17 protein-coding genes are annotated in these 19,840 nt (G+C 70.4%); 10 read left to right on the top strand and 7 right to left on the bottom strand.

What is annotated here, in order from left to right; all coding sequences use genetic code 11:
• Position 1 precedes the first annotated feature (1 nt).
• Both LXT13_RS17655 and LXT13_RS17650 read right to left on the bottom strand, forming a co-directional pair.
• Entirely contained in the window at positions 2-1,096 is a 1,095-nt protein-coding gene (locus LXT13_RS17655; protein WP_255719563.1) for an anhydro-N-acetylmuramic acid kinase, read from the bottom strand.
• Positions 1,097-1,100: 4 nt separating this feature from the next.
• The gene (locus LXT13_RS17650; RefSeq protein WP_233373275.1) at positions 1,101-2,498 is read right to left on the bottom strand and encodes a M23 family metallopeptidase; all 1,398 of its coding nucleotides are present in this window, start codon (positions 2,496-2,498) and stop codon (positions 1,101-1,103) included.
• A gap of 216 nt (positions 2,499-2,714) precedes the next feature.
• Here LXT13_RS17650 and tyrS point away from each other — a divergent pair, with 216 nt between their 5' ends.
• Both tyrS and LXT13_RS17640 read left to right on the top strand, forming a co-directional pair.
• On the top strand, positions 2,715-3,941 hold the full coding sequence (gene tyrS / locus LXT13_RS17645; protein ID WP_233373274.1) for a tyrosine--tRNA ligase: 1,227 nt from the start codon (positions 2,715-2,717) through the stop codon (positions 3,939-3,941).
• A gap of 34 nt (positions 3,942-3,975) precedes the next feature.
• Complete coding sequence (locus LXT13_RS17640; RefSeq protein ID WP_233373273.1) at positions 3,976-4,299, top strand: hypothetical protein; 324 nt, start codon at positions 3,976-3,978, stop codon at positions 4,297-4,299.
• A 13-nt stretch (positions 4,300-4,312) separates the two neighbouring features.
• Here LXT13_RS17640 and LXT13_RS17635 read toward each other — a convergent pair whose 3' ends face one another.
• Together LXT13_RS17635 and LXT13_RS17630 are read right to left on the bottom strand one after the other, a co-directional pair.
• Positions 4,313-4,750, bottom strand: a complete 438-nt coding sequence (locus tag LXT13_RS17635; protein WP_233373572.1) for an ExbD/TolR family protein — start codon at positions 4,748-4,750, stop codon at positions 4,313-4,315.
• A gap of 97 nt (positions 4,751-4,847) precedes the next feature.
• Complete coding sequence (locus LXT13_RS17630; RefSeq protein WP_233373272.1) at positions 4,848-5,192, bottom strand: thioredoxin family protein; 345 nt, start codon at positions 5,190-5,192, stop codon at positions 4,848-4,850.
• A gap of 184 nt (positions 5,193-5,376) precedes the next feature.
• Here LXT13_RS17630 and LXT13_RS17625 point away from each other — a divergent pair, with 184 nt between their 5' ends.
• From LXT13_RS17625 to LXT13_RS17600, 6 genes are all read left to right on the top strand, one after another.
• A complete protein-coding gene (locus LXT13_RS17625; RefSeq protein WP_233373271.1) occupies positions 5,377-5,847 on the top strand; it encodes a DUF6622 family protein in 471 nt (156 codons plus the stop codon).
• A gap of 152 nt (positions 5,848-5,999) precedes the next feature.
• Positions 6,000-7,538 (top strand): DUF4331 domain-containing protein, encoded by a 1,539-nt coding sequence (locus LXT13_RS17620; RefSeq protein WP_233373270.1) that lies wholly within the window; start codon positions 6,000-6,002, stop codon positions 7,536-7,538.
• Between the two features lie 11 nt (positions 7,539-7,549).
• Positions 7,550-7,822 carry a hypothetical protein gene (locus LXT13_RS17615; protein WP_233373269.1) on the top strand — a complete coding sequence of 91 codons (273 nt, stop codon included), beginning with the start codon at positions 7,550-7,552 and terminating at the stop codon, positions 7,820-7,822.
• Positions 7,819-8,958, top strand: a complete 1,140-nt coding sequence (locus LXT13_RS17610; protein WP_233373268.1) for a hypothetical protein — start codon at positions 7,819-7,821, stop codon at positions 8,956-8,958. The genes LXT13_RS17615 and LXT13_RS17610 overlap by 4 nt, the downstream gene beginning before the upstream one ends.
• A complete protein-coding gene (locus LXT13_RS17605) occupies positions 8,955-10,064 on the top strand; it encodes a HupE/UreJ family protein (protein ID WP_233373267.1) in 1,110 nt (369 codons plus the stop codon). Before LXT13_RS17610 ends, LXT13_RS17605 begins: the two co-directional genes overlap by 4 nt.
• 150 nt (positions 10,065-10,214) lie before the next feature.
• Entirely contained in the window at positions 10,215-13,022 is a 2,808-nt protein-coding gene (locus tag LXT13_RS17600; RefSeq protein ID WP_233373266.1) for a penicillin acylase family protein, read from the top strand.
• A gap of 548 nt (positions 13,023-13,570) precedes the next feature.
• Here the strand turns inward: LXT13_RS17600 and LXT13_RS17595 are convergent.
• On the bottom strand, positions 13,571-14,461 hold the full coding sequence (locus LXT13_RS17595) for a 5'-nucleotidase (protein ID WP_233373265.1): 891 nt from the start codon (positions 14,459-14,461) through the stop codon (positions 13,571-13,573).
• 140 nt (positions 14,462-14,601) lie between these two features.
• Between LXT13_RS17595 and LXT13_RS17590 the strand changes: the two genes are divergently transcribed.
• Positions 14,602-15,393 (top strand): substrate-binding periplasmic protein, encoded by a 792-nt coding sequence (locus LXT13_RS17590; protein WP_233373264.1) that lies wholly within the window; start codon positions 14,602-14,604, stop codon positions 15,391-15,393.
• A 25-nt stretch (positions 15,394-15,418) separates the two neighbouring features.
• Here LXT13_RS17590 and LXT13_RS17585 read toward each other — a convergent pair whose 3' ends face one another.
• Positions 15,419-16,411 (bottom strand): AAA family ATPase, encoded by a 993-nt coding sequence (locus LXT13_RS17585; RefSeq protein ID WP_233373263.1) that lies wholly within the window; start codon positions 16,409-16,411, stop codon positions 15,419-15,421.
• Between the two features lie 241 nt (positions 16,412-16,652).
• Between LXT13_RS17585 and LXT13_RS17580 the strand changes: the two genes are divergently transcribed.
• Entirely contained in the window at positions 16,653-18,203 is a 1,551-nt protein-coding gene (locus tag LXT13_RS17580) for a methyl-accepting chemotaxis protein (protein WP_304622826.1), read from the top strand.
• A gap of 357 nt (positions 18,204-18,560) precedes the next feature.
• Here the strand turns inward: LXT13_RS17580 and gspF are convergent, their stop codons facing one another.
• Positions 18,561-19,772 carry a type II secretion system inner membrane protein GspF gene (gene gspF / locus LXT13_RS17575; protein ID WP_233373262.1) on the bottom strand — a complete coding sequence of 404 codons (1,212 nt, stop codon included), beginning with the start codon at positions 19,770-19,772 and terminating at the stop codon, positions 18,561-18,563.
• Positions 19,773-19,840 lie beyond the last annotated feature (68 nt).

The following is a 19,840-nucleotide window of genomic DNA, read 5'->3' as shown; positions in this document are numbered from 1 at the left end:
GTCAGGCCGGGTACAGCGCGCCGAGCAGCCGCGGACCCGCGGCGCCGGTGACGGCCGGCAGGTTGCCCGGCAACCGCTCGACGAAGCGATGCGCCAGCCAGGCGAAGGCGGCCGCTTCCACCTGGTCGACCGGCAGGCCGCGCTCGGCGCTGGTCTGAAGCCTGACGCCGGGCAGCAGCGACGCCAGGCGGCGCAGCAGCGCCCCGTTGAGCGCGCCGCCGCCGCAGGCGATCAGTGTCGCCGCCTGCGGCATGTGCGCTTGCAGCGCATCGGCCACGCAGCGCGCGCTGAGCTCCAGCAGCGTGGCCTGCACGTTCTCGGGCGGCACGCCAGCCGGCAGCCGCGCCTGCAGCCAGCCGAGGTGGAAGAGGTCGCGGCCGGTGCTCTTGGGCGGCGCCGCAGCGAAGAAGGGCTCGGCCAGCAGTGTGGCCAGCAGCGCCGGCGAGACCCGGCCCGTGCTCGCCCAGGCGCCATCGGCGTCGAAGGCGCGGCCCTGGTGCTGGGCGATCCAGCCATCCATTAGGCAGTTGGCCGGCCCGCAATCGAAGCCGGTGGTGCGGCCTTCGCCGAACAGCAGACTCAGGTTGCTGATGCCACCCAGGTTGAGCACGGCGACGTCTTCGCCATCGCGCCCAAAGACGGCGCGGTGGAAGGCCGGCACCAGCGGCGCGCCCTGGCCGCCGGCGGCGACGTCGCGGCTGCGCAGGTCGCAGACGACGTCGATGCGGGCCTGCTCGGCCAGCAGCGCACCGTTGAGCAGCTGCGACGTGTAGCCATCGAAACCGCCGGGGCGGTGGCGCACGGTCTGGCCGTGGGCGCCGAGGGCGCGGACGTGCTCGCGCGGCGTGCCGGTCGCCTCCAGCAGCTGCGCGACGATATCGGCGTAGCTGCGGGCGACTGCATTCGCGGCCAGCGCGGCGCGGTGCAGTTCGTCGGAGCCGGGGGTGTTGAGTGCGAGCAGCTCGTCGCGCAGCGCCGGGCCGAACGGCGCGTGTACATGTTCCCGCACGGACAACTGGGCGGCGTCGAACAGCACGCCATCGATGCCGTCGAGCGACGTGCCCGACATCAGGCCGATGAACAGCCCGGCGGCCAACGCGTCACTCGGCGGCGGAAACGCCGCCCATCGTCTCGGCGACGGCCAGCTGCGTTTTCACACTGGCGACGGTCGCCTGGAACTGCGCCTTGGCAGACCCCGGCAGCGTGACGGCCTCGGACGCGCGGGCGATGGCGCGCGGGTCCACATGCCGGCCGCCGACGCGGAACTCGAAGTGCAGGTGCGGCCCGGTGGCCCAGCCGGTCATGCCGACGGCGCCCAGCCGCTGGCCCTGCTCGATGCGCTGGCCCTTCTTCACGTCGATCTTGCTCAGGTGGGCATAGACGGTGGAGCGGTCACCGCCGTGGCGGATCTGGACCACGTTGCCGAAGCCGTTCTGCCAGCCGGCCATCTCGACGACGCCGTCGCCCACCGAGCGCACGGCCGTGCCGGTCGGCGCGCCGTAGTCCACGCCGTTGTGCTGGCGCCAGGTGTTCAGGATGGGGTGAAAGCGCATCGCGAAACCGCTGGTGATGCGCGAGAACTCCATCGGGCTGGCCAGGAAGGCGCGGCGCTTGCTCTGGCCGTCGAAGCCGTAGAAGCTGGCCTTGCCGGTGGTGCTGTCCTTGAAATAGACGGCCGAGTAGGTGCGGCCGTTGTTCGTGAACTCGCCCGCCAGCAGGCGGCCCACGCCGCCGTCCCAGGTGATGGGTTCGCCGTCGGCGGTCAGAGTCTCATAGACGATGCTGAAGCGGTCGCCCTTGCGAAGCTCACGATGGAAGTCGATGTCGCCGGAGAACATGTCGGCCATCTGCGAAGCGATGGCGTCGGGGATGTTGGCGTCGTCGGTAGCAGCGAACAGCGAGCTGCGGATGGTGCCGTTGCCCAGCGCCACCTGGGACTGCAGCGGTGCGGTCTCGGTGCGGGCGGTGAAGCGGCTGCCGTCGCGCTCGATCGTCAGCCGCGTGAAGTGGCTCTGCTGCTGCTCGGTCTTCTCGGCCGGGAAGCGCACGACGATCTTCTGCACCTGGCCGGACGCGTCGGCCGTCAGGTGGACCATCTTGCCGGCGCGCCCCTGCAGCACGCGGCGGCCAAGCGGGTCGGTGCGCAGGAAGGCAGCCGCGGCGGTGTCGAAGGCGCCGGCGCGCTTGAGCAGGCTTTCGGGCGTGTCGCTGGAACGCGTGGCCTCGGCGCGGGTCAGCGCGACGGCATGGCTGGCGAGTTCATCCAGCTGCGAGGCGATGTCGTTCGTGGCGACCGTTTCGACCAGCGTGCGGCGCGGCAGGTCGGCGGCGTCGGGCGCCAGCGGGGCGATGCCGAAGGCCGTGACGGCGAAGCAGCTGAGCGTGCCGACGACCGAGGCGGTCAGCGCCCGGGGGTGCCTGGCAGCAAAGTTTTCGGCGCGGTGGAGGGCGGCTTGAAGCTGATGGAGACGTTGCTGGAAGACGGTCACGCTCGGCATCCCGGGGTTGTCGCTGGGGCAATCCCGGCCAGGCCGGTTCCACGCGAAGCGGCCGCCGTGACGCGGCCCTTAAAATCCAAGCCGGTGGCGTTGAAGCAACACCCCCGGTTCGAAGGGTGAATTCTACCGGCAATGTCCTACGACACATGCCGGTTTACCCCGACAGATCAACAACTTAACAATTTCGCCCGGTTCAGCGCCGGGCGGCGATGCGCCATGTCCGACGCCCCCCAGTTTCCCGTCACCGATGCCGTCCTGGAGGCACTGGCCATCACCCGCCGCGGCGTGGACGACCTGCTGCCGGAAGCCGAATGGACGAAGAAGCTGGCTCGTTCGGCGGCCACCGGTGTGCCGCTGCGAATCAAGCTGGGCCTGGACCCGACGGCGCCGGACATCCACCTCGGCCACACCGTGGTGCTCAACAAGATGCGTCAGCTGCAGGACCTCGGCCACCAGGTCATCTTCCTCATCGGCGACTTCACATCGCTCATCGGCGACCCGTCCGGCCGCAACGCCACCCGCCCGCCGCTGACGAAGGAGCAGATCCAGGCCAACGCCGAGACTTACTACGCCCAAGCCAAGCTGGTGCTGGACCCGGCGAAGACCGAGATTCGCTACAACTCCGAGTGGAGCGAGCCGCTGGGCGCGGCCGGCATGATCCAGCTGGCCGCCAAGTACACCGTGGCCCGCATGCTGGAGCGCGACGACTTCACGAAGCGTTTCCACAGCCAGACGCCGATCTCGGTGCACGAGTTCCTTTACCCGCTGATGCAGGGCTATGACTCGGTCGCGTTGAAGTCGGACCTGGAGCTGGGCGGCACTGACCAGCGCTTCAACCTGCTGATGGGCCGCCACCTGCAGCAGGAGTACGGCCAGGAGCCGCAGTGCATCCTGACGATGCCGCTGCTGGAAGGGCTGGACGGCGTCGAGAAGATGTCGAAGTCCAAGAACAACTACATCGGCATCACCGAGGCGCCCAACAGCATGTTCGCCAAGATCCTCTCGATCAGCGACGAGCAGATGTGGAAGTGGTACGAGCTGCTGTCGTTCAAGTCGATGGCCGACATCGCGGCGCTGAAGGCCGAGATCGCTGGCGGCCGCAACCCGAAGGATGCCAAGGTCGCGCTGGCCAAGGAGATCACGACGCGCTTCCACAGTGCGGCGGCGGCGGAGGCGGCCGAGGCCGACTTCAACAACCGCGCCAAGGGCGGCATCCCGGACGACATCCCGACGGTGCAGCTCAGCGGTGCGCCGATGGGCCTGGCCCAGGTCTTGAAGGCGGCGGGCCTGGTGGCGTCCACCAGCGAAGGCCTGCGCATGATCGAGCAAAGCGGCGTGCGACGCTCGGGCGAGGTGCTGTCGGACAAGGGCCTGAAGCTCGACGCCGGCGAGCATGTGCTGCAGGTGGGCAAGCGCAAGTTCGCGCGGGTGGTGCTCGGCTGAGTTGACTCGCTTGGTCGCGGCTGTCCGCCTGCGCATGCCGCCGCCAGGCGATGACTTGCGCCAGGCGTTCCAGGCGCAGGTGGCCCGCGGCGCGCTCGATGCCGCGCTGGACCTGAGCGTCGTGGAGTTCGACGAGCTGGCGCAGCTCACCACCGTTACCGTAATGGGCGTTGAAGTGACCGCCACGGCCATCGCGGTGCACTACACCGTATCGTGGTCGTCCTTCCATGCCTGCGACGACCGTACCTTCGGCGGCCAAAACGCCCGCGTGCTGAGAGGCCGTGCAGATGGGCAGGACTGGGTGTTCGATCCGCTTGAACCGATGCCCATCTCGCGCAGCGCCTTCGACGAGTTGTGAGCGCTTGGAGCAGCTAGCTGCTGAAGCGCTCGTTCCCCACCATGCCCATCTTCATCACGCGGTGGCGCTGTGCCGACCCCATCACTGCTGCAACGGCGGCGTAGTCCACCAACCGGTTCGGCTTGATGTAGACCTCGGGTTGTTCGCCCGGGGGCAAGGCGCCGACTTCCTGCATTTTGGCGTCGAGAGCGGTGCGGCCGGCCAGCGGCTGACCGTTCCAGGTGACCGTGCCGTCGAAATCCACCTCCACCACGGCCACCATCGGTTCCTTCGTTTTCCATGTCGGATGGCCTGTACCGATGTCGAGGTTGATCGAATGCAGCTGGATAGGAATCGTCAGGATCAGCATCACCAGCAGCACCAGCATCACATCGATCAGTGGCGTCGTGTTGACGTCCATCAGCGCTTCGGGTTCGGGGCCGCCCGACGAGGTCGAAAGCTTCATTCCCATGTTCCGGCTCCTAGGGTGACGGCCGCGCCGGGGTGACACGGCTGCCTCGATGATGCCGGCGCCGAGCCGCGCGAGGAAGCCGATTTCGTTCACGGTTTCACGGAGCAGGGGCGGCCCTCAACGCTGCCAGCGCCTCGGTGATCTCCCGCGCGTTGCCCGGCCGCACGACGCGCGCCACCTCGCGCCCCTCCTTCAGCATGACCAGCGTCGGCCACAGCTTGATGCCGAACGAGCGGCCCAGCGGCCGGCCGCGGCCGTCTTCGACTTTCAGGTGGCGCAGCGGCAGCCCCGCATGCGCCGCGAGCGTGTCGGTGATGACCGGCTGCGCGGCCTGGCAGATGCTGCACCAGTTCGCGCCGAATTCCAGGACCGTGCTTCCCGGCATGGCATCGACTTCGCGGCGGCTCGGTTCGTCGAGGGTGTAGGGCGGAAAGAGTGGCATGGCGTGCTCCGGTTCGGGGTGCAGGATGGGGCAAGGGCGGTGCCCGTGAGCGCCATTGGACCGGGCCGGCCGGCGGTTCACTCCACGCGCTGTCGATTCGTCGCAGGCCGCTCGCGGCCGGCCAGGTGCCGTCGCAAAGTTCAGCCATCGCAACCCCACCCGGACAACTGCCATGCACCCCACGATGCCCCTCTGGCCCTTCGCCATCCTCGCCATCCTCATGCTCGTGGGCTGGCGGCAGTCGCGGGACCGGGTGGTCCGGCCATCGACGCTGGTCAAGGTGGCGCTCGGCATGTTGGCGCTGTCGCTGTACGGCGTGCTGACGGCGTTTGGGGCGAACCTCGTGCCACTGCTGGCCTGGGCCGCCGGCTTCGCTGCCTGCGTGAAGCTGGGCGGTCAGCTGCTGGCGCCGCGCGGCCTGTCGCATGAAGGCGCCGCGGTGCGCGTGCCGGGCAGCTGGTGGCCGATGGGCCTGATGATGGGCATCTTCATCGCCAAGTTCGCGCTGGGCTTCGCCACCGGTGTCGATGCGCATGTCGTGCACGAGACCTGGTTCATCGCCGCGATGAGCCTGCTGTTCGGCCTGCTCAGCGGCGCCTTCTCGGCGCGGGCGAAGGCGGTGCAGCGATTCGCCGAGACGCAGCCCGCCGTGTGAGCGAGCCGCGCGCGAACTGCAGGGGAGGCTTTGGCCTCCCTTCGTCGTTCAGCGGCGCTGTTTCTAGGGAGGTCGTGCATCCAAGGTTGCGGCCCGGGCCGTAGAGCCCCGCAGATGCCAAGCCGGCATCGCCCGAACGCAAGGATGCCCTCATGAATGCCCGACTCACCCGTAGCGCCCTCGGCGCCGCGCTGCTCTGCCTGGCCGCCGGTGCCCAGGCGTCCAGCCACCGCGAAGCGCCCTTCATCACCACCGTGCCCAAGGTGGACGCGACGGATTTCTACATGTTCCGCAGCTACGAGGCCGGCCGCGACGGCATGGTCACGCTGATCGCCAACTACCTGCCGCTGCAGGACGCCTATGGCGGGCCGAACTACTTCGCGCTAGACCCGAACGCGCTATACGAGATCCACATCGACAACGACGGCGATGCCAAGGAAGACCTGACCTTTCAGTTCCGCTTCAAGAACAAGCTGTCCAACAACGGCGCCGGCACGTCGCTCAACGTGGGCGGCAAGATGGTCGACATCCCGTTGATCCAGAGCGGCGCGGTTTCCGGCGTGAAGGATGCGAACCTGCAGGTCAACGAGAGCTACACGCTGACCGTCGTGCGCGGCGACCGCCGCAGCGGCACGGCGCAGGCGGTGACGAACGCGACCACCGGCGCCACGACGTTCGACAAGCCCGTCGACAACATCGGCAGGAAGACCATCGCCGACTACGCGGCCTATGCCGCCAAGCACATCTACACCGTCGCCATTCCCGGCTGCACGACACCGGCCAAGGTGTTCGTCGGCCAGCGGCAGGACCCGTTCGCCGTCAACCTCGGCACGATCTTCGACCTCGTCAATGCGCCGGTCTCCGTCATCACTGACCCGGCGCTCATCAATGCCGCACCCAACACGCTGGCCGACAAGAACGTGACAACGCTGGCGCTGGAGGTACACAAAGACTGCCTGAAGTCGTCGCCCGCCGGGGACGACGTCATCGGTGGCTGGACGACGGCCAGCCTGCGCCAGGGCCGGCTGCTCAACCCCAAGCCCGGCAGCGGCCACCAGGCCAGCGAAAAGCCGGGCGGCGCCTGGGTGCAGGTGTCGCGGCTGGGCATGCCGCTGGTCAACGAGGTCGTCATCGGCCTGAAGGACAAGGATAAGTTCAACGGCGCCAAGCCCAAGGATGACGCGCAGTTCGCCGACTACGTGACCAACCCGACGCTGCCCGCGCTGCTGGAGACCGTGCTGGCGTTGCCCAACACGGCGCCCACCAACTTCCCGCGCAACGACCTCGTGACGACCTTCCTGACCGGCATCAAGGGCGTGAACCAGCCCAAGACCGTGACAGCCTCCGAGATGCTGCGGCTGAATACGGCCATCGCCCCCGTGCCGTTCGCGCAGCAGAACCGGCTGGGCATCGTCGGCAATATCCTTGCTGGCGGCAGCGACAACGCCGGCTATCCCAACGGCCGCCGGCCGAAGGACGACGTCGTCGACATTTCGCTCGTTGCGGTGATGGGCGGTCTGTGCATGGCCAATGGCGACACCGACAAGCTCGGCTTCGGCGCGGCCTGCAAGCCCAGCGCCGTGCCGCTGGGCGCCACCGCCTTCAAGCTGCATGACGCGGTGGACCAGGCCCAGGTGCCGCTGCTCGCCAGCTTCCCCTACCTGAACACGCCCCTCGCGGGCTCACAGTGAAGGAGGCCGCCATGAAGACCTGGATGACTGCCGCGGCCGCCACTGCTGCGTGCCTGGGCCTCGCAGGCTGCGGAGGTGGCTCGGGCGATGCGCCCGCGCCACCGCCCCCACCGCCGCCGCCCGTCGTGACGGCGGTGCCCGACAGCGCCATCGCATCGCCCACCGCGCTGGTGAGCTACCTCGGCGCTCAAGCCGCCGCCGACGAGACCAGCGAGGCGCTGACGTTGCCGGCCGGCGAAGCCGCCACCAGCGAGACCGACGAGCCTCTGTCCGTCGCGCCATGAAGCTCTTGCTCGCGCTCGCGCTCGCGCTGGCCCTGCCGCTGCTGGCCGCGGCCGAGCCCTTCGTGCCAAAGGACGATGCCGCCGCCGTGCAGCGGCTGCCCTACCGCATGGACGCCGCCGAGCGCGCCCGCCGTGCGGCGCTGGCGCGGGACCCGGCGCAACTGCCCCTCGCGCTGGACGCCGCCCGCGCGGCGCTCGACCGGGCCCGCGCGCTGGGCGACCCGCGCGAGCTGGGGGCCGCCCAGGCGGCGCTTGCGCCGTGGTGGGCGCGCGCCGATGCGCCGCCCGAGGCTGTGCTGCTGCGGGCCCGCGTCAAGCAGGCTCGGCACGACTTCGACGCCGCGCAGGCCGAGCTGCAGTCGCTGCTGCAGCGCGGCGACCTGCCCGCCGCCTTGCGCGCGCAGGCGCTGTTGGATGCGGCCGCCATTCACCAGCTCCGCGGCGAACTGGCCGAAGCCCGCGCGCTGTGCGAGCCCTTGCGGTCGCTCGCCCCGCTGCCGGCCTCCGCGTGCCTGGCCGAGCTGGCCAGCCTGTCGGGCGACGCGCCCGCGGCGGCCATGAAGCTCGCGCAATTGAGTCCCGGCCGCATCACGCCGCCGTGGCTGGCGTTGATGCGTGCCGAGCTCGCCGAGCGGCGGGGAGACCCGGCCGCCGCTGCCCTCTACCGCCTGGCGCTCACCGGTGCCGACGAGGTCTACACCCGAGCCGCTTTGGCCGACTGGCTGCTGGACCATGACCAGCCGGCCGAGGCGCTCGCGCTGGCCACCGGGGAGGCCGATGCGCTGCTGCTGCGCCGCGTCATCGCGCTGCACCGCCTGGGCCGCGAAGCGGCGGCGCCGACCGCCAGGCTGCGCGACGCGCTGGCCGCCGTCGACCGCCGTGAGCCAGGCAAGCATGCCCGCGAGCAGGCCCGCTTCGCGCTGGACGTGACGGGTGATGCGCGCGAGGCACTGCGGCTGGCCCGGCTGAACTGGGCGCTGCAGCGCGAGCCGGCGGACGCCGTGCTGCTGCTGCGTGCCGCCCGCGCTGCCGGCCGCGACGGCGAGGCCACGCGCCAGGAACTCGCCAACTTCGTGCGTCAGCGGGGCTGGCAGGATGTGCGCCTGGCCGCCCTCGACCGGAGCCTCGCGTCGTGATCCGCCTTTTTCTGCCCTTGCTGTTGCTGCTGCTCGCCACTGCCGCGCAGGCCCACCAGGCCAGCGAGGCCTACCTGCGCTATCACGTGGACGGCGCCGACGTGGAGCAGCGTCTGGACATCGCGCTGCGCGACCTGGACCGCGACCTGGCGCTGGACGCCGATGGCGACGGCACGCTGAGCTGGGGCGAGGTGCGCGGCCGCTGGGCCGACATCGAGCGGCTGGCCGCCGATGGCGTGCGTTTCACGGCCGACGGCGCTGCGTGCCGGCGGCTGGGGGACGACGGCCCGCAGCTCGACGAGCACAGCGACGGCATGCATGCGGTGCTTGTGTCGCACTGGCGCTGCCCTACAACCGTGCAGGCGCTGGACATCGACTACCGACTGTTCGCCGTGACGGACGCCGGCCACCGCGGCCTCGTGCGGCTGGCCGGCGCCGGCGGCGAGCCGCGGGTGCTGGTGCCGGGCGCCGGGCCGCAGCGGCTGGCCGCGCACGGCCCGGGCTGGGGTAGCTTCGTCGTCGAGGGCATGACGCACATCGCCAGCGGCCTGGACCATCTGCTGTTCCTCGCCACACTCATCCTCGTGGCCGTCTGGCGTCGCGACGGGCAGGCCTGGGTGCCGAGAGCCGACGCCCGCAGCGCGCTGGCCGAGACGCTGAAGCTCGTCACCGCCTTCACGGTGGCGCACTCGGTCACGCTGGGGCTGGCCGCCAGTGGCGCCATCGACCCGCCGTCGCGCTGGGTGGAGTCGCTGATCGCGCTTACCGTGCTGCTGGCTGCGCTGGACAATCTGCGGCCCTTCATGCCGGGGCCGCGCTGGGGCATGGTGGCCGTCTTCGGCCTGGTTCATGGGGTCGGCTTTGCCGGGCCGCTGAAGGACCTGGGCCTGCAGGGCCGCGAGCTGATGCTGCCGCTGCTGGGCTTCAACGTCGGCGTGGAGCTAGGCCAGCTGGCCGCCGTGGCGCTGCTGCTGCCGCTGGCCCTGGCGTTGCGTGGCCGCGCCGCCTACAGGCGCTGGATCGTGCCAGGCGGGTCCAGCGCCATCGCCGCGCTGGCCACGCTGTGGCTGGCCGAGCGCAGCCTGGCATTGCAGCTGCTGCCCTGATATCGCAGCGGGTACGTGTACCGCCCATGTCCGGATCGTGACGCGCAGCGCCGGAGCGTCCCGTGAAGGCATTTCAGGTTGACCCTTGTGCGCAGCCGGCCGCCCCAGGCGGATAGTGAACGCCCTCATGTCACCCGGGGAGGGCTTCGCATGGCACGTCATCTCATCACGCTCGCGCTGTGCCTCGGCACGTCCCTGGCCCGGGCGCATGGCGGCGAGCCGCCTGCCCGGCCGCTCACCGGGCTGACGGCGCCGGTCGAGCTGTCGCGCGACCGCAGCGGCGTCGTGCACGTGCAGGCCCGCAACGAGGCGGACCTGTGGTTCATGCAGGGCTTCGTGCATGCGCGTGACCGGCTGTTCCAGATGGACGAGTTCCGCCGCACCGCCAGCGGCACGCTGGCCGAACTGCTGGGTACCGCGGCGCTGGCGTCCGACGTGCAGTTGCGCACGCTGGGCCTGCGCCGGGCGGCGGAGAGATCGCTGGCGGCGCTGTCGCCCGAGGCGCGCGCAACGCTCGAGGCCTTTGCCCGTGGCGTCAACGCCTACCTCGCCGCCTACCCATTGCCGATGCAGTACGCGGCGCTGGAGATCACCCGCGTGGCGCCGTGGACACCGCTGGACAGCGTCGTCATCGGCAAGCTGTTCGCCGTGCAGCTGTCGCTGGAGACCGACATCGACAGCACGCTCGCGCTGGCCGCCTACCAGCGTGCCGGCGCGCTGGCCGGCTTCGACGGCAAGGCGCTGTATTTCGACGATCTCGACCGCGTCGCCCCGCTCGACCCGGCCGCCACCATCCCGGATGCGATGCAGCGCCCGCCACGCCCGCATAGCGGTCACCACGGCCCGCACCGGCCGCGTGCGGCCGACAGCGCGGCAGTAGAGGACGACGTCGCCCGGCTCGCGAAACGCTGGCGCGAGCAGCTGCGTCAGGTGCCGGCGCTGCGCGGCGTCATGCAGCGCGACCACCGCGCAGGCTCCAACCTGTGGGCCGTCAGCGGACGCCTGACCGACAGCGGCCGGCCGCTGATCGCCAACGACAAGCACCTTCCGCTGACGGCGCCGGGCGTCTGGTACCCCATCGGCCTGAGCCTCAGCGGCCCGGGCGGCAGTACGCTGCGCGCGGCGGGTGACAGCTTTGCCGGCGTGCCCGCGCTGCTGGGCGGCTACAACCAGCACATCGCCTGGGGCGGTACGAACTCGCTGTTCGACGTGACCGACACCTACCAGGAGCGCCTGGTGCCCGACGCCACGTCGCCCAGCGGCCTCAGCAGCGTCTACCAGGGGCGGTTGGAGCCGGTCATCCCGATCCCCGAGACCTACCGCGCCAACCAGCCGGGCGACGGCGTGCCCGACAACCTCGTCACCGTGCCCGCCGGTGGCGCCATCCCGGCGGTGACGCTGCTGGTGCCGCGGCACGGCCCCGTCGTGCAGTTCGATGCCACCACCGGCACCGCGCTGACGCTGCAATGGGCGGGCGCCGCCCCCACGCGTGAGGTGGACGCGCTGCTGCGCATGGTGCGCGCGACGACCGTGGACGAGTTCAAGGCTGCGCTGCAGTTCTTCGACGTGGGTGCACAGAACTGGGTCGTGGCCGATGGCCGCGGCGACCTCGGCTACTTCACCAGCGGCGAGGTGCCTGTGCGCGAGGACCTGCAGGCCGGCTATGTGGACGGCCTGCCGCCGCACTTCATCCGCAACGGCCAGGGCGGCAACGAATGGCTGCCCGTACGCAATCCGCAGCCGCAGCAGGCGCTGCCCTACGAGGTGCTGCCGTTTGCCGAACTGCCACAGATCGTCAACCCGCCGGCCGGCTTCCTCGTCAACGGCAACAACGACCCACTGGGCGTCACGCGCGACAACAACCCTTTCAACGAGACGCGGCCCGGTGGCGGCATCTACTACCTGTCGTTCAACTTCAACGACTCCACCGGCCTGCGCGCCGGGCAGATCACCGCCCGGCTCAAGGAGGTGCTGTCGCGCCGGCGCGTCCGATTCGAGGACATGCAGGCTATCCAGTCCGACAGCACCATCCGAGACGCCCAGGTGCTGCTGCCGCACCTGCTGGCCGCCTTCGACCGCGCCCGCCGGCCTGGCGCGCTGCCGGCGCTGGCCGCGCTGGCCGCCCAGCCCGGCGTGGCCGAGGCGGCCTGGCGGCTGCGCCGCTGGGATTTCACCAGCCCCACCGGCCTGACCGAGGGCTGGGACGCCGACAAGCCCGCCGGCCGCCGGCCAGACGCCGACAGCATCCGTGCGTCCGTGGCGGCCACGCTCTACAACCTGTGGCGCAGCCGGCTGGCTGCCAACACCGTCGACCGCGTCGTGGGCGGCGCCGGGCTGCCGGTGCCCGAGGCCGGGCCACTGGTCATTGCACTGGGTTATCTGCTGCAGAGCTTCCCGCAGAACGGCGGCCGTGGCGCCTCGGGGCTGGATTTCTTCCCCGTGCCGGGAGTCGCCGCCGCCGAGGACCGGCGCGACCTCTTGTTGTTGCAGAGCCTGGACGACGCGCTGACGCTGGCGGCCAGCGACACCTTCAAGCCGGCGTTCGGCAACTCCACGAACCTGGCCGACTACCGCTGGGGCAAGCTGCACCGCGTGGAGCTGAAGAGCGATCTCGGCGCGCCGTTCACGCTGCCGTCGCCCGGCAGCGTCTACCCGCCTCCGCTGCCCGGCCGCGCCGGCATCCCTGTCGACGGCGGCTACCAGACGGTGGACGTCGCCGGCTTCGAGCCGCGCGCAGCCAGGCCCGACGACTTCATCAGCCGCCACGCTGCATCCCAGCGCCTCGTCGCCGAGGTCGCGCCCTGGGGCACGTCACGCGTCGAAAACATCTGGCCCGGCGGCTTGAGCGAGCAGCCCGGCGGCGTGGGCTATGCGCGCTACCTGAACGACTGGTTGGGCAACCAGGCGGTGCCGCTGCGGCTGCAGGGCGGGGAGGCGGTGGAGCGGTTCAGGCCCTAGCTGCTGTGCGGCTCGTGTATGCGTTCGCGCAGCAGTTCCAGCAGCCTGGGACACGCCGACGCGCACGATCCAGCCCGGCTGGTGAGTGTGGCACCGTCGTCCCGTCATCTCGGCCTGCCCGCGCTCAGCCGATTGCAACTCGACGTCCATGCACTTCCCTTCAGTTCGCCTGCTGCCTTCACGCGCTGCACCCGTAAGGCGTTACGCGGACAGCGTGGCGACGTGGGCCGCCTTGGCAAATGGCCCTCGCATCGTTCACCGTCTTCACATGCGCCAAGTGCGGGCTGAGGTTTGAGCCCTCTGCCGGTGGCCATTGCGGCGCGTGCGGGAAGCTCTTCTGCCGTGCCCACTTGTCGTTCTCCGATGCGTCGCGAATCGAGGGCCGCGCAGTCATGCGCTGCGCGGCATGTCGCCCGACTCGGCACTCCAGTGGACTGCCTTCAGCAGCCGCTGAGCTTGATGGTTAGAGCCCGGTTCGGGCTCGATGTACGCCGTCCGCACCAGTCGATTCGAGGGATCCGCGCGCCGGTTCAAGGCAGCTTGCCCCGCTACCCCGCTGCCACGCCCGCCGCCACCTGGCCCGCCGGCACATGAACCGCCGCGCTTTCGACATGACCCGCCTGGTCGTCGAAGAAGAAGTCGGGCTCGAACTCGCGCAGGAACTCGCCCTTGGGCAGGCCGCCGAGGAACATGGCTTCGTCGACCTCGATCTGCCAGTCCATCAGCGTGCGGATGGCGCGTTCGTGGGCCGGGGCGCTTCGGGCGGTGACGAGCGCCGTGCGCACGCGCATGCCCGGCGTGTGCTGCAGGCCATGCAGCGCCTGCAGCACCGGCTTGAACGGGCCGGCCGGCAGCGGCTGGTGGGCGCGCTGGCTTTCGTGCTCGCGGAAGGCGGCCAGGCCGTCGCGCTGGAAGACCTGCTCGGCCTCGTCGGAGAACAGCACCGCGTCGCCGTCAAAGGCGATGCGCAATTCGTCCGGATGGTGGGCCGAGGCCTGGCGTGACAGCGGCATCACGCGGGCCGCTGCCACGCCGGCGGCCAGGGCCTGGCGCACGTCTGCGTCGTTGGCCGACAGGAACAGCTGCGCCGACAGCGGCTTCAGGTAGCGCCACGGCGCCGCGCCGCGAGTGAATACGCCGCGTTCGATGGCCAGTCCGTAGTGGGCGGCGGAGCGAAACACGCGCAGGCCGGAGATGGGGTCGTTGCGCGACAGCACCACCACCTCCACACGAGGCGTGCCGCCGGCGTTGAAGGCCAGCAGCTTGCGCACGAGTGAGAAGGCCACGCCTGGCGCCGCCGGCTGATCCAGCAGGCGCTGCTGCAGCGCCATGTAAGCGGTGTCGTCGCCGGATTCGAACACCTGGTTCTCGGCTTCGAAGTCGAACAGGGCGCGTGAGGAGATGGCGATGACCAACTGGCCATGGAGATTCGCGGGCATGCGGCATTGTCGGTCGGGCACGGCATGGGGCACTGCCCATTTGATCCTGGCGAGAGGCGTTGCCGAGGGCTGGCCTCTGCAGCCCTGCCGTTCACTGGCACAGTGCACTAGGATGGTTCGATGGCCCAGGGAGACGCGCTATGAAGCGCCGTGCATGCCTGGCCGCATGGGCGGCCAGCCCCTGGCTCGTGCGCGCCGAGCCGCCGTGGATGCCGACGGCGCCGCTGGTGTTCGGCTTCGACGAGGGTAGCCTGCCGACGATGTACCGCGTGCCGGGCCGGGTGGCCGCGCAGGGGCTGTATCCGGCCGTGGTGGGCGCCGCCTGCGCTGCGCTGGGCTGGGCCTGCGAGTTGCGTGCGCTGCCGTTCCGTCGCGTCCTCGCCGAAGTGGGCGTGAACCAGCAGCTGGCCGGCGCGGTCATCCGCACGCCGGAGCGCGAGCAGCGCTGGCTGTTCAGCCAGCCTTACTACCTGGAGCGGCTGTCGGTGTTCTCTGCCGGAGCGCCGTACCGCGGGCTGGGCGATCTGTCGGCGCGGCGCGTCGGCGTGATCCGCGGCTGGTCGTATGGCGTGGCGTTCGATACGGCACGTGCGCGGGGCGACTTCACCTGCGAGGAGGTGGCCGCGGACGCGCACAACTTCGCGAAGCTCGTGCGCGGTCGGCTGGACTTCGTCATCGCCACCGAGCTGGGCGGCCGCCTGCTGACGCAACTGCCGCCCTTCGTCGGCCGGCTGGTGGAGGGCATCGTGCCACTGGGCGCGACGCCCATCCACGTCGCGCTGGCGCGCGGCCAGGCCGGCGCGGGCGAGCTGCTGTCCGGGTTCAACGCGGCGGTCGAGCGGTTGCAGCGCGATGGGCAGGTGGTGGCGCTGGTGGCCCGCGAGATGGCGGCGGCCGTGGAGGTCATGGCCGCCCACCCGCCTGCCGGGTGATCCCCGCGGGCGCTGCCGCCGCCGCTTACTGCATGAAGCCGATGCGCGACTTGCGGGCCGGGCCTGTTGGCAGGTCCTCGCACAGCACGGTGCCGCGCTGGCCCAGTCGGGCGTTGCCGAAAGCGGTCATCCAGGCGCGCCGCATCTCGCGCGGAGCGAGCTCGGCCATGCGGTCCAGCACAGCGTCGCTGGGCTGATCGTCGAAGCGCCGACCCCAGTCGTGGCTGCCGCGCAGCTTCTGGTACAGGCGCAGCGCGATGGCGCGGGCGGCGGCGAAGTCCGGCGCCTGCACCTCGTAGACGTTGACGCGATTGAGGATGGGGTCGGGAATGGCCCGCGCGTCGTTGGCGGTGGCCACCCAGATCACCTGGCTGGCGTCCACGGCCACCTCGGCGAACTCGTCAATGAAGGCGCTGGCGGTGTCGTGCTCCAGCAGGCTGTAGAGCGAGCCGAGCGGGTCGTAGACCGCCTCGCCGCCGGCCTTGTCGATCTCGTCGATGACCATGACGGGGTTGGCGTAGTCGCCCTCCACGAGCGCTTCGAACACCTTGCCGGCGCGCGCGCCCTTCCACTGGCTGCTGGCGCCGGACAGCACCCAGCCGGCGGTCAGCGAGCTCATCGACACGAAGCCCATGCCGGTCCCCAGCAGCTCTGCGAGCTGGCGGGCGAAGTGCGTCTTGCCGACGCCGGGCGGGCCCAGCAGCAGCAGCGGTGTGATCTCCAGCGCGTCGCTGCTGTCGTTGCACAGCGCGATCTGGCGGCGCACGTCGTCCAGCACGTCATGGAAGTTGGGCAGCTCGTCGTACAGCGCTTCCATCGCCGGCAGCCCCGAGGGCTTTACCTGGAAGCGCTCCTCGCCCTTCTCAAGCATGCGCTCGTAGGTGGCGCGCAACGACTCGTGGTCCTTGGGCGGGAGCCTGTCCAGCCGCTTGGAGACATCCTCCAGCCGGTAGATGCTGCGCATGCGCGCCAGCGGGATGCGGGGGGTGACACAGGTGATGGCGGTACTGCTGCTCATGGCGTGGATCCTCGGCGTCACCGCGATTCAAGCAAAACCGGGGGCGTTTGTGGACTCCGAGGAAGCACCGATTCGTGTGCTTGTTGGGCAACCGATGTGCCCGTCATGCGGACAGGTTCAATCCGCTCGGCGCCGCGGTGTGAAGCAATGCGCGGGATTTCCGGGTTAACCCTTCCGGAGGCTTGGCACGCGGCGGCCTCAGCGCCGAACATGCGCGGCTAACCGGAGAGTTTTGATGTCTATGTTGTCTTCCGCCCAGCGCTCGATCGGCCGGCGCATGGCGCTCGTGTTGTCCGTCATCCTGGGATTGCTGCTGGTCAGCAGTGGCCTGGCCGTCTGGGAGTTGCGCAAGCTCGGTGCCGAGGTGGACGCGAGCTTCCACCGCGACCTGCGAGTCGAGCGGGCGGCAGCCGACTGGATGCGCAACACCACGGCAGGTATCCAGCGCGCCGCCGCGATCGCCAAGAGCAGCGATACCGCGCTGGTGGCGTACTTCGCACCGGCCTCGGCGGCGTCCATCCAAGAAACCAACGAGCTGCAGAAGATGATCGAGTCCGAGCTGGATTCGCCCGAGGAGCGCGAGCTGTTCGCCCGCATCGGGGAACTCCGCAAGACGTATCTGGCCGCGCGTGATGCGGTCAACAACGCCAAGAAGGCTGGTGACCTGGAGGGTGCGGGCAAGATCTTTGCGGATCAGTTCGAGCCGACATCCAAGAGCTACCAGGCCGGCGTGGCCGAGCTGGCCGCGCGCCAGCGCGCGCAGCTCGATGCGTCGGCCGACCGCGTGGAAGCGCTGCGCACGCGCACGGTCACCGTGCTGGTCGGCGCCACCGGCCTGGCGCTGGTCATCGGCATCGTGCTGAGCGTGACTCTGACGCGCAGCATCACCGGCCCGCTGCGCACCGCCGAACAGGCCGCGCGGCAGATCGCTGACATGGACCTGAGTGGCGAGGCGCAGCGCCACTACGGTGGCGACGAGACCGGCCAGCTGATGCGTGCGCTGGACGCCATGCGCGACGCGTTGCGCGGCGCGTTGCTGCAGGTGCGAGGCGTCGTCGACAACATCACGACGGCCAGCACCGAGATCGCCAGCGGCAACACGGACCTGAGCGCCCGCACCGAGCAGGCCGCCTCCAATCTGGAGGAGACCGCCAGCGCGATGGAGGAGCTGACCAGCACCGTCCGCCACAGCGCCGACTCGGCTGCGCAAGCCAACCAGCTGACCGGCTCCGCTGCGGAAGTCGCGCGGCGAGGCGGCAAGGTCGTGGCCGAAGTGGTCAGCACGATGAATGACATCCAGACCTCCAGCCGCAAGATCGGCGACATCATCGGCACGATCGACGGCATCGCGTTCCAGACCAACATCCTGGCGCTGAATGCCGCGGTGGAGGCCGCGCGTGCCGGCGAGCAGGGCCGCGGCTTCGCCGTCGTGGCGGGCGAGGTGCGCACGCTGGCGCAGCGCAGCGCCGAGGCGGCGCGCGAGATCAAGGCGCTCATCGGCGCGAGCGTGGACCGTGTCGAAGCCGGCTCGCGCCTCGTCGCGGATGCCGGCAGCACGATGGACGAGATCGTCAACAGCGTGCAGCGCGTGACCGACATCGTCGGCGAGATCAGCACCGCCGCGAAGGAGCAGAGCGAAGGCATCGGCCAGGTCAATCTAGCCGTGGCCGACCTCGACAAGATGACGCAGCAGAACGCCGCCCTCGTCGAGGAATCTACCGCCGCTGCCGAAAGCCTGAAGGAACAGGCCAGCCGCCTCAGCGACGTTGTCGCGACCTTCCGCTTGAACTGAAGCCCCCGGTCCACGAGGACCTGGGCCCACCCCGAGGAGGTGGCGATGCTTGCGGCATCGAGCCGCCAGCACATCGCCGACGCGGGCCGGCTTGCGAGCGGCCCGGCGCTCGGCCTGAAATGTCGACGCGCCCGATGTGCGCGCAGTGCCGCAACCCTTCCAATGACCGCAAAGACCCGGCTCCGCCGGTCACCCGCGGGCTTGTCGATTGCGGGTGGATGACTGAGACGTCCAGCCCGTCGGCAGCGATGCGCGCGCAGCGCCGCATCCCCTCCAGCGAACACCGTGGATCCGGCTCTGCCGGTCCACCGGTGTTGCCCCCTTGAGGGGGGCAGCATCGCCGCGGTAGGGGGTGGTCTATTTCACCCAGGTATTGAGCTGAATGATCGGCAGCAGCACCGCCAGCACGATCAGCAGCACGACGGCGCCCATCGCAACGATCAGCAGCGGCTCCAGCAGCGTGGCCACGGCCATCGAGCGGCGTTGCACCTCGGTGCCGAGCTGGCGCGCGGCGCGCCCGAGCATTTCGGGCAGCTGGCCCGTCTGCTCGCCAAGGCGGGCGAACATCGCCAGGATGCCCGGAAAGCGCTTCTTGCCGGCGAGCGCGGAGCCCAGCGGCGCGCCCTCGCGCACCTGAACCAGCGCGTCCAGCGCATCGGCCTGCATCGCGCGGTTGGACAGCGTCTCGGCCGCGGCCTGCAGCGCCTTCAGGATGGGCACGCCCGACCCCGCCAGCATCGCCAGCGTGCCGGCAAAGCGCGCGGCGTTGTAGCCGCGGGCCAGCCGGCCCAGCAACGGCAGCCCGAGGATGCCGGCGTCGAAGCGCAGCCGGAAGGCCGGCGCCTTCAGTGCCTGGCGCAGCAGCAGCCCGGCGGCCACCAGCGCGCCCAGCATCACCCAGCCCCAGCTGCGCACGAAGCCGCTGATCGCCAGCATGGCGACCGTCAGCGCGGGCAGAGCCCGCTTGGAGCTGGTGAACACCGTCGCGATCTGCGGCACGACGTAGGTGACGAGGAAGATGACGATGAACACCGAAATCAGCGACACGATGGCCGGGTAGGCCATCGCGCCGACCAGTTTTGCCTTGAGGTCCTGGCGCTCCTCCAGGTCGTCGGCGAGCTTCTCCAGTACCTGGCCCAGTGCGCCGCTCTGCTCGCCGGCGGCCACGACGCCGCGGTAGACCTCGTCGAACTCGCGCGGCGCGCTGGCCAGCGCCCGGGCGAAGGCCGAACCGGCATTGACCTCGGCCTTGAGCTGGCTGACGAGCTCGCGCTGCCGGCGGTCCTCGCTCTCGTCGGCCAGTGCCGTCAGCGCCCGCTCGATGGGCAGGCCCGAGCCAACCAGGCCGGCCAACTGGCGCGTCCACACGGCCAGTGCGGTCGCGCTGAACACGCGGCGCGCGAAGCGGCTGCCTTCCTGCGCGCCATGCTGCTGCACCGGCTCGATGGACAGAGGCGTGAGCCCCTGCGTGCGCAGGGCGGCCCGGGCGGCGCGCGGGTTGTCGGCCTCGATGAGGCCGGTCGCCGGCCGGCCGGAATCGCGCAGGGCTTCGTACTTGTAGGCAGGCATGTCAGTTCAACCCATCGGGCCGAGCGCCGGCCGCGTGGAAGCCGGCCGGTTGTGACGATGTGCTCGTC

It is taken from the genome of Pelomonas cellulosilytica (assembly GCF_021353265.1).
In the GTDB taxonomy this organism is placed as follows: Bacteria; Pseudomonadota; Gammaproteobacteria; order Burkholderiales; family Burkholderiaceae_C; genus Pelomonas; species Pelomonas cellulosilytica.
This window is presented reverse-complemented; position numbering and strand designations above follow the sequence as displayed.

Coding starts and splice junctions, on each gene's coding strand:
- LXT13_RS17650 (WP_233373275.1), bottom strand. CDS start 2,498: ATGCCGAGCGTGACCGTCTTCCAGCAACGTCTCCATCAGCTTCAAGCC.
- tyrS (WP_233373274.1), top strand. CDS start 2,715: ATGTCCGACGCCCCCCAGTTTCCCGTCACCGATGCCGTCCTGGAGGCA.
- LXT13_RS17640 (WP_233373273.1), top strand. CDS start 3,976: ATGCCGCCGCCAGGCGATGACTTGCGCCAGGCGTTCCAGGCGCAGGTG.
- LXT13_RS17635 (WP_233373572.1), bottom strand. CDS start 4,750: ATGGGAATGAAGCTTTCGACCTCGTCGGGCGGCCCCGAACCCGAAGCG.
- LXT13_RS17630 (WP_233373272.1), bottom strand. CDS start 5,192: ATGCCACTCTTTCCGCCCTACACCCTCGACGAACCGAGCCGCCGCGAA.
- LXT13_RS17625 (WP_233373271.1), top strand. CDS start 5,377: ATGCCCCTCTGGCCCTTCGCCATCCTCGCCATCCTCATGCTCGTGGGC.
- LXT13_RS17620 (WP_233373270.1), top strand. CDS start 6,000: ATGAATGCCCGACTCACCCGTAGCGCCCTCGGCGCCGCGCTGCTCTGC.
- LXT13_RS17615 (WP_233373269.1), top strand. CDS start 7,550: ATGAAGACCTGGATGACTGCCGCGGCCGCCACTGCTGCGTGCCTGGGC.
- LXT13_RS17610 (WP_233373268.1), top strand. CDS start 7,819: ATGAAGCTCTTGCTCGCGCTCGCGCTCGCGCTGGCCCTGCCGCTGCTG.
- LXT13_RS17600 (WP_233373266.1), top strand. CDS start 10,215: ATGGCACGTCATCTCATCACGCTCGCGCTGTGCCTCGGCACGTCCCTG.
- LXT13_RS17595 (WP_233373265.1), bottom strand. CDS start 14,461: ATGCCCGCGAATCTCCATGGCCAGTTGGTCATCGCCATCTCCTCACGC.
- LXT13_RS17590 (WP_233373264.1), top strand. CDS start 14,602: ATGAAGCGCCGTGCATGCCTGGCCGCATGGGCGGCCAGCCCCTGGCTC.
- LXT13_RS17585 (WP_233373263.1), bottom strand. CDS start 16,411: ATGAGCAGCAGTACCGCCATCACCTGTGTCACCCCCCGCATCCCGCTG.
- LXT13_RS17580 (WP_304622826.1), top strand. CDS start 16,653: ATGTTGTCTTCCGCCCAGCGCTCGATCGGCCGGCGCATGGCGCTCGTG.
- gspF (WP_233373262.1), bottom strand. CDS start 19,772: ATGCCTGCCTACAAGTACGAAGCCCTGCGCGATTCCGGCCGGCCGGCG.